Source organism: Pseudoalteromonas rubra (assembly GCF_000967655.1).
GTDB classification, from domain to species: Bacteria; Pseudomonadota; Gammaproteobacteria; order Enterobacterales; family Alteromonadaceae; genus Pseudoalteromonas; species Pseudoalteromonas rubra_A.
The window spans coordinates 161,354-174,348 of sequence record NZ_JXYA01000006.1; the positions used below are offsets into that span (position 1 = coordinate 161,354).

Here is a 12,995-nt window from a genome sequence, read left to right on the forward strand (position 1 = left end):
TTATGCGTAAAGTGGGTTGGTTTTGGTTGTGTCGATATCAAATTTCTTGATAGCGTCTGTTACTACTGATTTTTCAACTTTGCCTTGCTTAACCAGCTCGCTCAGTGCAGCAACTACCACGTAGCCTGCATTTACTTCAAAGTGACGACGCAGGTTTTCACGGCTGTCTGAACGACCGTAACCGTCGGTGCCCAGCACTTTGTAAGAAACGCTTGGCATGAAGGCACGAACCTGATCGGCATAGCTCTTCATGTAGTCAGTGGCCGCAATTGCCGGGGCTTCGCCCAGTACCGTGCTGATGTAAGATACTTTTTGTTCTGCATCCGGGTTCAGCATGTTGAAACGCTCAGCGTCCTGACCGTCACGTGCCAGTTCATTGAATGACGTGACAGAGAATACATCTGACGCAATGCCGTAATCGTCGCTCAGGATCTGCGCCGCTTTACGTACTTCGTTCAGAATAGTACCTGAGCCCATCAGCTGTACCTGAGCCTTATCACCGGTGTAGCTTTCCAGCTTGTAGATACCCTTACGAATACCCTCTTCCGCGCCTTCTGGCATAGCAGGCATATGATAGTTTTCGTTCATCAGTGTCAGGTAGTAGAACACGTTTTCCTGCTCAGGACCGTACATACGACGGATACCGTCTTGCAGAATAACCGCGACTTCAAACGCGAACGTTGGGTCGTAAGAAATACAGTTAGGGATAGTGCCCGCCTGAATGTGCGAGTGACCATCTTCGTGCTGCAGACCTTCACCGTTCAGTGTTGTACGACCTGCTGTTGCACCTAGCAAGAAGCCACGTGCCTGCTGGTCGCCCGCCATCCACGCCATGTCGCCAACACGTTGGAAACCGAACATAGAGTAGTAGATATAGAACGGGATCATTGGCAGGTCATTGGTGCTGTAAGACGTTGCCGCAGCCACCCATGAAGACATTGCACCCAGCTCGTTGATACCTTCTTGCAGTACCTGACCAGACGTCGCTTCTTTGTAGTAAGAAACAATGTCGCGGTCCTGAGGCGTGTAGTTCTGACCGTGCGGGTTGTAAATACCAATCTGACGGAACAGACCTTCCATACCGAAAGTACGCGCTTCATCGGCAATGATAGGTACGATGTTTTTACCTACGCCTTTGTCTTTCAGCAGGATGTTCAACGCACGAACATACGCCATAGTGGTTGAGATATCACGCTTTTGCTCTTCAAGCAGTGGCTTGAATGCATCCAGCTCTGGCAGCGTCAGTGCTTCTGTAAAGTTAGGCAAACGCTGCGGCGTGTAGCCGTGTAGTGCTTTACGACGTGCGTGCAGGTATTCATACTCTGCAGACCCTTCTTCCAGTGTCAGGTAAGGCAAGTCTTTGATTTGCTCGTCAGATACTAAGTCTTCCAGGCCCAGACGTGAACGCAGGTGCTCTACGTGCGTCATGTCCATTTTCTTCACCTGGTGGGCGATGTTTTTACCTTCCGCCGCTTCACCCATGCCGTAACCTTTTACAGTCTTAGCCAGGATCACAGTAGGACGACCTTTGGTTTCTTGTGCCGCTTTAAACGCTGCGAACAATTTAGACGGCTCATGACCACCACGCTTCAGCGCGAAGATCTCTTCGTCAGTCATGTCAGCAACCAGTGCCGCTGTCTCCGGGTAACGACCGAAGAAGTGCTCACGTACATACGCGCCATTTTTAGCTTTATACGTCTGGTAGTCACCATCAATGGTTTCGTTCATCAGCTGTAGCAGCTTACCTGTGGTGTCTTTCGCCAGTAGCTTGTCCCAGCCTGAACCCCAAACAACTTTAATAACGTTCCAGCCAGCGCCTTTGAACAGACCTTCCAGCTCCTGGATGATCTTACCGTTACCCATTACCGGGCCATCCAGACGCTGTAGGTTACAGTTGATCAGGTAACACAGGTTATCCAGCTTCTCACGGGCCGCGAAAGAAATCGCACCACGAGATTCCGGCTCATCCATTTCACCGTCGCCCAGGAAGGCGTATACACGCTGCTCGGCAGTGTCTTTCAGACCACGACCGTCAAGGTATTTCAGGAAACGAGCCTGATAGATAGACGCGATTGGACCCAGACCCATAGAGACAGTTGGGAACTGCCAGAATTCAGGCATCAGTTTAGGGTGCGGATAAGAAGACAAACCTTTACCGTCTACTTCCTGACGGAAGTTGTCCAGCTGCTCAGCGCTCAAACGGCCTTCAACGAATGCACGGGCATAAATGCCCGGTGAAATGTGACCCTGATAATAAACCAGGTCGCCGCCGTCTTTTTCATTTGGTGCGCGGAAGAAATGGTTAAAACACATTTCATAAAACGCTGCAGACGACTGGTACGACGCCATATGTCCGCCCAGCTCCAGATCTTTCTTAGAAGCGCGCAGTACGATCATGATCGCATTCCAGCGGATGATAGAGCGAATACGACGCTCCAGATTCACATCCCCCGGATAGGCAGGTTCCTGATCTGCCGGGATAGTGTTGACATAGTTGGTCGTAATACCGGTTGGCATATCAACGCCGTCCAGACGCGCCTGCTCAAGTACCTGCTCAAGCAGGAATTGCGCGCGCTCTACGCCTTCTTCTTTTACAACCGACTCAAGCGCCTGCAACCACTCTTGGGTTTCTAGCGCGTCTACGTCAAATTTATTGACTTCAGACATATGGAGTGTTCCTTATGTTTAAAATACGAATTTATTCTATAGCGTTAGCTTATGGCTCTGTTTGTGTACTACTGTGCTTTGGTGCGACGCAAGCTGCGCTCAATGCGCGACCGCTCCCGCCCGGCTTCCAGCAACGCCTCTTCAATAAAGGCTAAGTGCGCGTTACTGGCCAGTCTTGCCTGCTCTGGCTTACCTTCGATCACGGCGTTTTTTAACACCTCGCGATGATGGGCAAGCTGTGCGCTGGCATCCGGCTTTTGCACTAACACCGTTAAGTTCTGCAATACATTTTGTTCCAGTAAAGACTGCATGCCCCGCATCAGATGTAGCAACACCACATTGTGTGAGGCTTCTGCTACGGTAAAGTGGAAGGTATTGATGGCTCTGGCCTTTTGCACCAGATCATCGCCAACGCTGGCGATGTCATCAAAGCTTTGTTCCACTTTATCAAGATCCGTTTGCGTGCCACGCATGGCGGCGTAGTACGCTGCAATGCCCTCCAGGGCATGACGAAACTCCAGCAAATCAAACTGCGACTCGGGGTGTTTACTGATCAACTCGAATAAGGGATCAGTCAACCCCTCTTCAAGCTGATTTTTTACATAGGTACCGCCACCCTGACGTCGGGTAACCAGCCCTTTGGCTTCAAGCTTTTGAATGGCTTCGCGCAGCGATGGCCGCGACACTTCAAATTGCTTGGCCAGTTCACGCTCCGGCGGCAGCTTTTCCCCTGGCATCAACGACCCTTCTAGGATCATATTTTCCAGTTGTTCCAGAATGACATCTGATAGTTTCGCTGCTTTTATCTTTAAAGACATTGATTAAACGCCGAGTTTATAGGTGAAACCCCAAGTCAGCTGTCTCTGTTCCTGCCCGCCAAAACACCGGCAAGATACTGATCCAGCTCACTCTTTACTTAAACAGATCCGGTAAGGCCAACCCTAAAGGTAAATTGGTCATACCAAATTTGTGCACTACGTTATCAAAATCAAGCGCAACTGTCAAAAATCGGCGCTTTGCGGCTAAAAGTAATACAAAAAAAGCCACCACAAAGTGTCTAAACTTTATACAAGTTAAATGATTTAAAAAAGGAAAATAAAATGGTCAGACCAGATAGAAAAGTCAATCACCGGTTTACGTCATACTCACTTGGCTAACACACCAGTGAGGTGCTACAGATAAACGGCAACGAGACAATCAGTGAGAAAGGAGCCGATGAATAAAAAGAGTAAAAATTCGTGAAGTCAGATTGCCTGCGGCACAGGACCTGGACTTTGCGCGCCAGTATTTCAGCCGCTAACGCTCAGAACGGTCACTTTGGGATAGGTATCTACGTAGCTATTTGCCTGTGCTTTAAAACCCGTCACAGATAAGATGAGAAGAGCGAGTACTAAAACTATATTCTTCATTATTAGATCTCTTTGTTTGTTACAATGTGCTCACGTTATTATGTGTACCGAGACTATACTTACCCGCGCCTATCAAGCCAGCAGAGAAACAAATAAAAAACTTATATATCAAAGGTTTGAAGTTTTATTTAAAGTAAATCCCTACCTCTAACGGAGACAAAAATTAATATCTGTTTAACTTTGTGTGTGGTAAACTTCGTCCCGAAGCTAACAACAAAGGAAATAATATGAAAAAGCTATTAACAGCAGCATGTACGCTACTTCTTTCTGCTCAGGTGTATGCTGGTGCGCAAACTAGCCTTGGCGAAATTCAGACTATCTATGTAAATAACGGCTGGACTATGGTCCACGGCGGCAACATTACAGGCAACCCGGATGGCTGCTCAAATCCTGAATACTATGCCATTGTCCCTTCTGATGCTAATTACAACGCTATGCATGCTACCTTACTGGCTGCTAAATTTGCGGGAAAGAAGGTCCGTCTTTGGGTGAGTGGTTGCTCAGGTCAAAATAACAGACACCCGAGAATTCACAGTATCTGGGTATATTAAACCCGTCTGCGTATAGAGGGTGTAGCTCACCCTCAATTTGTCACCATTCAAGAGTAAGTTTATTCTCAACCAAAAATTTCATTTTACCCTAGGCGCACGAGTCAGCGCGTAATGAATCTCTCTTCTCCTTATGACTCATATAGTTGTTTAGCCAAACGTGCCTGTAGCCAAATTTATCAGTGCGATCACTTCCAGAACGCCCACCATTTTTTAGCAGCTTGCATTTTCTCGGTAACTTCAGGTTGTACCTGCTCAACCGCCTCCATGTTCTCAGGGTGTTCTGACTCCAGTTCTTTATGATTCGACATCAGATATTCACCTGAATAAAACAAAGAACTGTGCTATGCGACTGGGCCAAGTCTCCACAGGCCCAGCCGGTTTCAGGAGGGTTTAAGGATAAGTTACTTTCAGCGGTGCCAGTTTAAACGCGCCCTGCTTTGCCTCATTCAGGCCAGTCAGGGCAATAAAGCTGGTTTGAGTTTGGCGCTGATACGCTTCCTCAGCAAACCCAAGCTGCTTTGCCTGCTCATGGCTCCCAAGCGGGTTATGCTCAAACGCAAAGCTCATCAGCCAGTAAGTTTCGTAATCGCGGGCATAGGTATTGCGATTAAGAAATGCCCCATACTGCGAAGGAATATCCCAGGCAATTTTGGTCTGGATCTGTTCTGAGTCCGTTGCGCTTTGATAGCTTAGAGTAAAAAACGGTGCCAAAAAGGCTTTGGCATTGCCACGCAGCGCCCCCAGTTCGTAAACCGGGTTATCCCAATTCCAGACGCCAAAATCGGTTGCTGCGACGCTCAGACCACCTTGCTCCACGTCTTCTTTAAACAACAAGCGGGAGATATAACCATCCAATACTACCTCGCCCTTGATAGGCAAGATCAGGTGTTCAGGTTCACCGTAGCCTGGGTGGCTGTAGTCGCATTTCCCAAACCGTGAGTTGAGACAATACACAATGTCATTGTCGGCCGAGGCTTGATTGAGGTCGCTGGGATGCTGCATTTTCAGAGCATAAGGCAGACGTGTTGCATCATGATGTTGTAATAACTTCAACAGTGCGGTTCGACTATAAGATAAGTCGGTTACAAAATTTTGCAGCTTGCCATCAACCCAGCGCTCGCTATTTACCCATATGCCCAGCGTATTGCTGTCCTGTAGCCGCGCCAATGCCTCACGCACGGGCAAGTCTGCCGCCCAGGCCTGTCTGTCACTTTGCTGACGCTCGGGCATAAAGGTCCCGCAATGCAAGTAGCTATGCTCTGTATAGACATCAAAATAGGCAAACCCCAATTGGCTTGCAGCAAAGCGTGCCCGCAGATGGGGTTCGCCCTGTTTGTCTATGATATCGAAACCAAGAAAACGTAATGAAGGGTCGGCTTTAAAATCAGCTTGACTGGCGGTGTGTGTACTTTGTAAGACGTGCTGTTCACTCAACGCGGTACTGCAGGCGTTATCCACCAGTTGCGTGCTTGCTAGGCTTATCTGGCTATAGGAAAGTGCCGTAAAAAAGAAAAAACGCGATAATACTGTCATGATCTAGTCCTTGAAATGATCCAATGTTTTTCAGCAGCCATAGACTGCCCCTGTTATTGCAGCGCTGTGTTACTACCCGGCTGATATTAAACAGCACCGCACACACGCCGCAAACCATTTAATTAACATTTAACCACCAGATTTAACAACAAGATTTCGTCAGGACCGCTAATTTTTCAACTTGATAGGGACAGTGTTAACAACATTGACCTGTACCAATTTACCGCCGCGAATGGCAAAATAACGAACAAAATTGAGGTGGGTGCTTGGCAAATATCGATCCGAACCAACGTCGACAATGACGGAAATGGAGCAATCGACTTTATTGGGATTGGCGGCAAGAACCACGCCTGGGAACACTTGGCCATATTTGCGATCAGACTTTAGTTTCCAGCGAAAAATCCTGATCCTAAACTTAATACGCAGGGCTATAGCTTTCTGAGGCCATAGCAGCCTGACGCATAACCTAATTGGGTTATGCGCCGTCATGGATATAATTAAATGGTTCATCCTCGAAAGCGACTTCTGCTTTGCTTTTTAGCTGCTCGGCCACATTATCTACAAAATCCAACACACTCAGGTTTATACCTGCGGTCACTTTATATGCTTTCAATTCAACTCTTTCTTCCATCAGAGATTTCATATCAATGATGTCGGCAAAGTTTTCTTCATTGACATCATATTTTCCCCAATAACTGCTGGTACCACTCGGCCCGCGTTCCATTTCGGTATACTTCAGGAAAGCCTCTTTTACCTCATTGGCATATTTGACCAACTCCTGATTATTATTAAGCTTTGTCTCTAGCGTCGTGATTTCATCTTCGCTCAGGTCACCACTGACTTTCATCAGCCCCTGCTCATCGACCGAAAACCGCCAATTTTTCTCTGCAAGCATAGGGTCCGTCAATTCGAGCATGCCCATAAAATCATCATAATGCTCAACCATTTTATTGGCTGCATGAAACATATCGCCACCAGCGTATAGCTGAGAATGGGCGTCACCGACTCGTTTTATCGTTTCTTCGGCGGTTTCTAGCAATACCTGCCCTTCACCAATAACAACCGGCCTGCTGTAGGTTGGGGTCTGATCTTGCTCACCAGAACGGTGATAAACATCGGGCGCTAGTGTAGCGTTCACCGTCTCTTTGGGTGGTGTTTTTGGCGTTGCAGGGCCGCTCGGCTGCACCTGTGGTTGTGCCAGTGCACTCGTATCCACTTTCATAAAAATATCCTTTTATTGCATGTGTTATTTCATTATCGGTCAGACAACACAAAAGTTGAGCGTTCATTTACTCATCTCACTTCTGCGCCCTGGACACTCTCAATCATAACGGGAAAATCGCTGGCTGTATGTATTGCTTCACAATTAACACCTAAGCTACCCATCATGCAGACGTTGTCATTCAGTCAAGGTGCGTTTATCCGAAAAAGCCACTACCGCCTTACTCTTGAGCTGCTCACCCATATTATCAACAAAGTCTAGCAGGCTAAGCTTTTCACCAAAATTAGGCATCTGCCCCCTTTTACCGCCTCTTTCTTCCATCAGGGATTTCATATCAATAATATCGGCAAAATTTTCATTACTAACATCGTACTTGCACCACCCTTTACTGGAAGGGATCCCGGGTCCCCGCTCCATATCGGTATATTTCAAAAATGCCTCTTTAACTTCGTTGGCATATTTGACCAGTGCGTCGTTACTATTGAGCTTTTCTTCTAACGTCGCTATTTCATCTTCACTCAAATCACCACTCACTTTCAGCAGCCCTTGCTCGTCCACTGAGAAGCCCCAGTTTTTCTTTGCTAACTGTGGGTCGGTCTGTTCAAGCATCCCCATAAATTCATCATAATGCTCAGCCATTTTGTCAGCTGCATGAAACATATCACCACCCAGATAAAGCTGGGACTCCGCATCAAGCGTTCTCTTGATAGTTTCTTCGGCCGTTTCAACAATAACTCGCCCTTCACCAATCACAATGGGGCGATTATAGGTGGGAGTTTGATCTTGTTCACCAGAACGGTGATAAACATCGGGCGCCAGTGTAGCGTTCACCGTCTCTTTGGGTGGTGTTTTTGGCGTTGCAGGGCCGCTCGGCTGCACCTGTGGTTGTGCCAGTGCACTCGTATCCACTTTCATAAAAATATCCTTTTAATTAAGCGTGCTCGTTTACCTATTTATCGGTCAAGTGTTGAAGTTATTGAGTAGAAAGTAAAACTTTCTTACAAAGCCCGCTCAGGCGGTGAGTTTGAAATTGGCTAAAAAGCGTACGGGCAGGACACAGCCAGGCCCCAGCTCCCTTAAGCTGTGCAGGGGAGTAAGTAAATCCAGGCATTGCTTCACACACTTTTATCATCTCTATGTCGTAGCAAAGTGGCTTTTACTCCTCCAACCTCTCCTTCTTCTCCATTATGTTTTCATAATTATGTATTACGGTTTGATGTAATTATCATACTCGGGCATTGACTCTTGATTCATACACTCTCAGGCGGCACCAGCCCAAACCAGTTTCCAGCCATTTCAGCACAACAGCTGGGCGCCGCATCGTTTCGGCGCGACTATGGCGTTAAGTATACCTATGCCAGCGGCGGCATGTACCGGGGCATTGCCTCGGCAAAGCTGGTTATCGCCATGGCACAGGCCGGCTTGCTGAGCTTTTTTGGCTCGGGCGGCTTGTCTGTCGATGTCGTTGACCAGGCATTGAGTGAAATACAAAACGCGCTCTCAAAAGAGTCAAGCTTTGGCCTCAACCTGGTCTGCAATCTGACCCAACCAGAGCAGGAGTTAGCACTGGTTGAGCTGTGCCTGAAGCGCCAGGTTCGTTGCCTGGAAGCCGCGGCTTTTATTCGTATTACCCCGGCGCTGGTAATGTATCGCCTGCGTGGTCTGGTGCGAGATGAGCAGGGCCAGGTGGTGTCGACTAATAAGCTGATGGCCAAAGTGTCACGCCCGGAAGTGGCCAGTGCGTTTTTAAGTCCGGCCCCGGACAATATCGTTGCCCAACTGCTGGCAGATAAACAAATCTCTTTAGAGCAGGCTGAGCTAAGCAAGCAGATTGCCATGTGTGACGACCTGTGTGTGGAAGCCGATTCCGGCGGTCATACCGATCAGGGTATGCCGGCGGTGCTACTGCCTGCCATGCAACTGCTGCGCGACACACTCAGTGCACAGTATCAATTCAACAATCCCCCCCGGGTCGGCCTGGCCGGGGGCATTGGCACGCCCGCCTCGGCGGCGGCCGCGTTTATGATGGGCGCAGACTTTATCCTGACCGGCTCAATTAATCAGTGTACGGTCGAAGCCGATACCTCAGCGGCAGTGAAAACCCTGCTACAAGACATCAATGTACAGGATACCGACTACGCCCCAGCCGGAGACATGTTTGAACTGGGTGCCAAAGTACAGGTGCTGAAAAAAGGCGTGTTTTTTCCCGCACGGGCGCAAAAGCTCTACCAGCTTTATCAGCACTACCCGTCACTGGATGCCATCCCCGCGGCACAGCGTGCGCAACTGGAAGACAAAGTATTTAAGAAGACCTTTGCTGAGATCTGGCAGGAGACCCGTCAATACTTACACCAGCAAGGGCGCAGTGAGGAAGTCATGCGTGCAGAGCAGGACCCTAAGTACAAGATGGCCCGCGTGTTTCGCTGGTACTTTGCCCACTCGATGAAACTGGCATTTGCCGGAACCACTCAGGAGCGGGTCAATTTTCAGGTGCATACGGGACCGGCGCTGGGGGCGTTTAATCAATGGGTGAAAGGCACTGATCTTGAGCCGTGGCAACAGCGCCACGTGGCCAATATTGCTCAGCTGCTGATGACAGAGACCGCCACCGTGCTGACAACCAGAACCCGGCACTGGCTGGCGCCAGCACACGTCGATTAACCACAGGCGAGGCTACAATGAAAAGCTATTTATTTCCCGGACAGGGCGCGCAATACGTTGGCATGGGCAAGGCCTGGTTTGACTTGTTTCCCGAGCAAACTCAAACAGCCAATGACATGCTGGGTTACTGCATTAAAACCTTGTGTCTGGACGACCCGCATAACCAGCTAAACCAGACCGAGTACACCCAGCCCGCTCTGTATGTTGTCAGTGCACTGGCATTTTTGGCACACCTGCAGCGCGACCCGGCACCGGCAGACTTTATGGCCGGACACAGCCTGGGAGAATACACCGCGCTGTTTGCCGCCGGTGCGCTGTCTTTTGAAGATGGCCTGCGACTGGTGCAACAGCGTGGCGCCCTGATGAGCCAGGTGAGTGGCGGCGCGATGGCCGCGGTATTGGCGTTAGACGAGGCCGCGATAAGAGCGACTCAGGCAGAGCACCAGCTGGATGCGCTGGACATTGCCAATCTGAATAGCCCGCAGCAAAGCGTGATCTCAGGCCTGAGCGACGACATCAGCCGTGCTCAGCATGCTATAGAGCAAACCGGTGGGCGGTTTATCCGACTTAACACCAGCGGCGCATTCCATTCCCGCTATATGGCCGATGTACAGGCAGACTTTGCACACTGCGTGGCAGAGGTTGAATTCAAAGCCCCCGCAGTCCCAGTGATTGCCAACGTCAGCGCTCTGCCCCACCAGCGCAACACTATCCAGTCACAGCTGGTCGCGCAGTTGACCCACTCAGTACGATGGACTGAAACAATTACCTACCTGCTGGCGCAGGGTGACATGACATTTGTCGAGCTGGGCCCTAAGAAGGTTCTCACTAAATTAGTGGCGGAGATCAAACAACACGCAGCTGAGTACGCACACAGCGATACCCCAACGCTGGCGCAGCTGGTTGAGCAGTGGAATCAAACGCATGGCGTCGGCACAACAATCAAAGTCGCCCATATTAGCGAGCCAATGCGCACCCGTACCCCAGCCATGTTGCTGTTTGGCCACCGACCCGCGGTGTATGTGGAAGGCGCGCAGGGCTATATCGCATTAGACGAAGCCACAGCGCTGTAACAGAGAAAGAATATGCCCCGGCCCAGGCCGGACACAGAATAATGACCCAACTTTTGGACTGAAACGATGAAATACTATATTGGCCTTGCCACCTCCTTTCATGATCCTGCCATTGCGATTGTCAATCAGCAGGGTGACGTGATTTTTGCCGAAGACGCCGAGCGTTTTCTAGGCTATAAACGGGGCCTGTACTGCCTGCCGGATAACCCCTATTACATCGAGGAAGTCCTGAAAACCTATTGCAGCGACTGTACTGAGTTGGTGATAGCCAAAACCTGGAGTAAAGGCCGCGAGAAAAGCACCAATATCCTCGAAAACGTGGTGCTGAGCATTCTCGAAACCTTCTCGTTTAATATCGACGTGAACACCCGCGACATCAAAGATCAGTTCTACTTTGCCAGAGCGTCACAGGCCGCTGCAGGGCGCACCCTGTCGCGCTTTTTTGAAGCCTCATGCCGTAACTTTATCGTGGGTAACTACCGTAATAAAAAGCCCACTGAAGTACGCTATTTTGACCACCACCTCACCCATGCAGCCAATGCCTGTTTTAACAGCCCATTCAGCGAAGCATCCTGCCTGGTGGTAGACGGTATGGGCGAAAAAAGCAGTATTGATTACTTCACCTATAAAGATGGCAAGATCACCCCGGCGCCTATCAAGGTGAAGCGCTCTTTCAAAAGTCTGGGCCTGTTTTACACCATTATTTGTGAAAACCTGGGTTTTGATCCGCTCAAGGGTGAAGAATGGAAAGTCATGGGCCTGGCACCTTATGGTAAAAAAGATCAGAAAATCTACGACCTGCTGCGCGCCTCTTTGCAGGTGAAAAATGGCAACTTCGTGGTACCGAAAAACCTCAATGCCATCATGAAAGAGATCAAAGCCATGGCACGCGAGCCCGGCGAATCCATCGAAGCCTACAAAGATTTTGCCTACACCGGACAACTGGTATTCAGTGAGATCTTTATGGATCTGATTGATGCCATCTACGAGCATGCACCGTCGAAAAACCTCGCAATTTCAGGGGGCTGCGCACTGAATTCTTCCTTTATGGGCACCGCGCTGGCGAAATCCAAATTTGACAACATTTTTGTGCCTTCAGCCCCGGCAGATGATGGCAATGCCATTGGTGCCGCCTTGTTGTGCTATCAGCAGGACAACCCAAGCTGGCAGCCTTCTACGCAAATTCAAAGCCCCTATACCGGCTCTGAGGTGAAGCAAAAATCACTGGATAAACTGCACCGTTACAGCCACCTCAAAGCCACCGACTACGGCGAAGACGTCTATAAGAAAACCGCTGAGTTCCTGGCCGAAGGTAAAATCATCGGCTGGGCACAGGGCCGTGCTGAGTTTGGTCCGCGCTCTTTAGGCAACCGCTCAATTCTCGCCAACCCGTGCCTGGTCGACATTAAAGACACAGTGAACGCCCGGGTTAAGTTCCGCGAAGAATTCCGCCCCTTTGCGCCGTCTATCCTGCATGAATATGGCGACGAATATTTTGAGGATTATCAGGAATCTCCTTATATGGAGCGTACTTTGGTGTTTAAAGAAGCGGTGCGTGACAAGGTCCCGGGCGTGGTGCATGTCGACAACACCGGCCGTCTGCAAAGCGTGAAGAAAGAATGGAACGCGCCATACTATAAGCTGATCGACAGCTTCCGTGAAATCACCGGTGTGCCGGTGCTGCTGAACACCAGCTTTAACATTATGGGTAAGCCCATTGTCCACTCCGTTGAGGACATGCTGGCGGTGTTTTTGATGTCCGGCATTGATGTGCTGGTGATCAACAACACCATTTACGAGAAGTAACTCTGTGGCAGTCACGCCATAAACGTGGCTGCCCGATTGAGAAAGACCCGCGCGACGCATAGACAACAGCGTT

Annotated in this window: 10 protein-coding genes; 4 read left to right on the plus strand and 6 right to left on the minus strand. The window is 49.5% G+C overall.

The features are described 5' to 3' along the window. Positions 1 to 2,667, minus strand: coding sequence for a pyruvate dehydrogenase (acetyl-transferring), homodimeric type (gene aceE / locus TW77_RS03810; RefSeq protein WP_046003629.1), 2,667 nt, complete (start codon positions 2,665 to 2,667; stop codon positions 1 to 3). Between the two features lie 68 nt (positions 2,668 to 2,735). Next, positions 2,736 to 3,485: a pyruvate dehydrogenase complex transcriptional repressor PdhR gene (gene pdhR / locus TW77_RS03815; RefSeq protein WP_046003630.1), complete on the minus strand. Its 750-nt coding sequence runs from the start codon at positions 3,483 to 3,485 to the stop codon at positions 2,736 to 2,738. A gap of 818 nt (positions 3,486 to 4,303) precedes the next feature. On the opposite strand from pdhR, the gene TW77_RS03820 reads away from it, so the two are divergent. Further along, entirely contained in the window at positions 4,304 to 4,627 is a 324-nt protein-coding gene (locus TW77_RS03820) for a hypothetical protein (protein ID WP_046003631.1), read from the plus strand. A gap of 185 nt (positions 4,628 to 4,812) precedes the next feature. Here TW77_RS03820 and TW77_RS25915 read toward each other — a convergent pair whose 3' ends face one another. The 4 genes from TW77_RS25915 to TW77_RS03840 all read right to left on the minus strand — a co-directional run bounded on the left by TW77_RS25915 (position 4,813) and on the right by TW77_RS03840 (position 8,297). Beyond that, positions 4,813 to 4,935 carry a hypothetical protein gene (locus TW77_RS25915; RefSeq protein ID WP_275041924.1) on the minus strand — a complete coding sequence of 41 codons (123 nt, stop codon included), beginning with the start codon at positions 4,933 to 4,935 and terminating at the stop codon, positions 4,813 to 4,815. Positions 4,936 to 5,017: 82 nt separating this feature from the next. Then, on the minus strand, positions 5,018 to 6,160 hold the full coding sequence (locus TW77_RS03825) for a hypothetical protein (RefSeq protein WP_046003632.1): 1,143 nt from the start codon (positions 6,158 to 6,160) through the stop codon (positions 5,018 to 5,020). 475 nt (positions 6,161 to 6,635) lie between these two features. Next, positions 6,636 to 7,382 carry a hypothetical protein gene (locus TW77_RS03835; protein WP_052713031.1) on the minus strand — a complete coding sequence of 249 codons (747 nt, stop codon included), beginning with the start codon at positions 7,380 to 7,382 and terminating at the stop codon, positions 6,636 to 6,638. Positions 7,383 to 7,559: 177 nt separating this feature from the next. Beyond that, positions 7,560 to 8,297 (minus strand): hypothetical protein, encoded by a 738-nt coding sequence (locus TW77_RS03840; RefSeq protein ID WP_046003634.1) that lies wholly within the window; start codon positions 8,295 to 8,297, stop codon positions 7,560 to 7,562. 330 nt (positions 8,298 to 8,627) lie between these two features. Between TW77_RS03840 and TW77_RS03845 the strand changes: the two genes are divergently transcribed. From TW77_RS03845 to TW77_RS03855, 3 genes are all read left to right on the plus strand, one after another. Beyond that, positions 8,628 to 10,043 carry a PfaD family polyunsaturated fatty acid/polyketide biosynthesis protein gene (locus TW77_RS03845; RefSeq protein ID WP_046003635.1) on the plus strand — a complete coding sequence of 472 codons (1,416 nt, stop codon included), beginning with the start codon at positions 8,628 to 8,630 and terminating at the stop codon, positions 10,041 to 10,043. Positions 10,044 to 10,060: 17 nt separating this feature from the next. Then, positions 10,061 to 11,116, plus strand: coding sequence for an ACP S-malonyltransferase (gene fabD, locus TW77_RS03850; RefSeq protein ID WP_046003636.1), 1,056 nt, complete (start codon positions 10,061 to 10,063; stop codon positions 11,114 to 11,116). A gap of 66 nt (positions 11,117 to 11,182) precedes the next feature. Beyond that, on the plus strand, positions 11,183 to 12,922 hold the full coding sequence (locus tag TW77_RS03855; RefSeq protein WP_046003637.1) for a carbamoyltransferase family protein: 1,740 nt from the start codon (positions 11,183 to 11,185) through the stop codon (positions 12,920 to 12,922). Positions 12,923 to 12,995 lie beyond the last annotated feature (73 nt).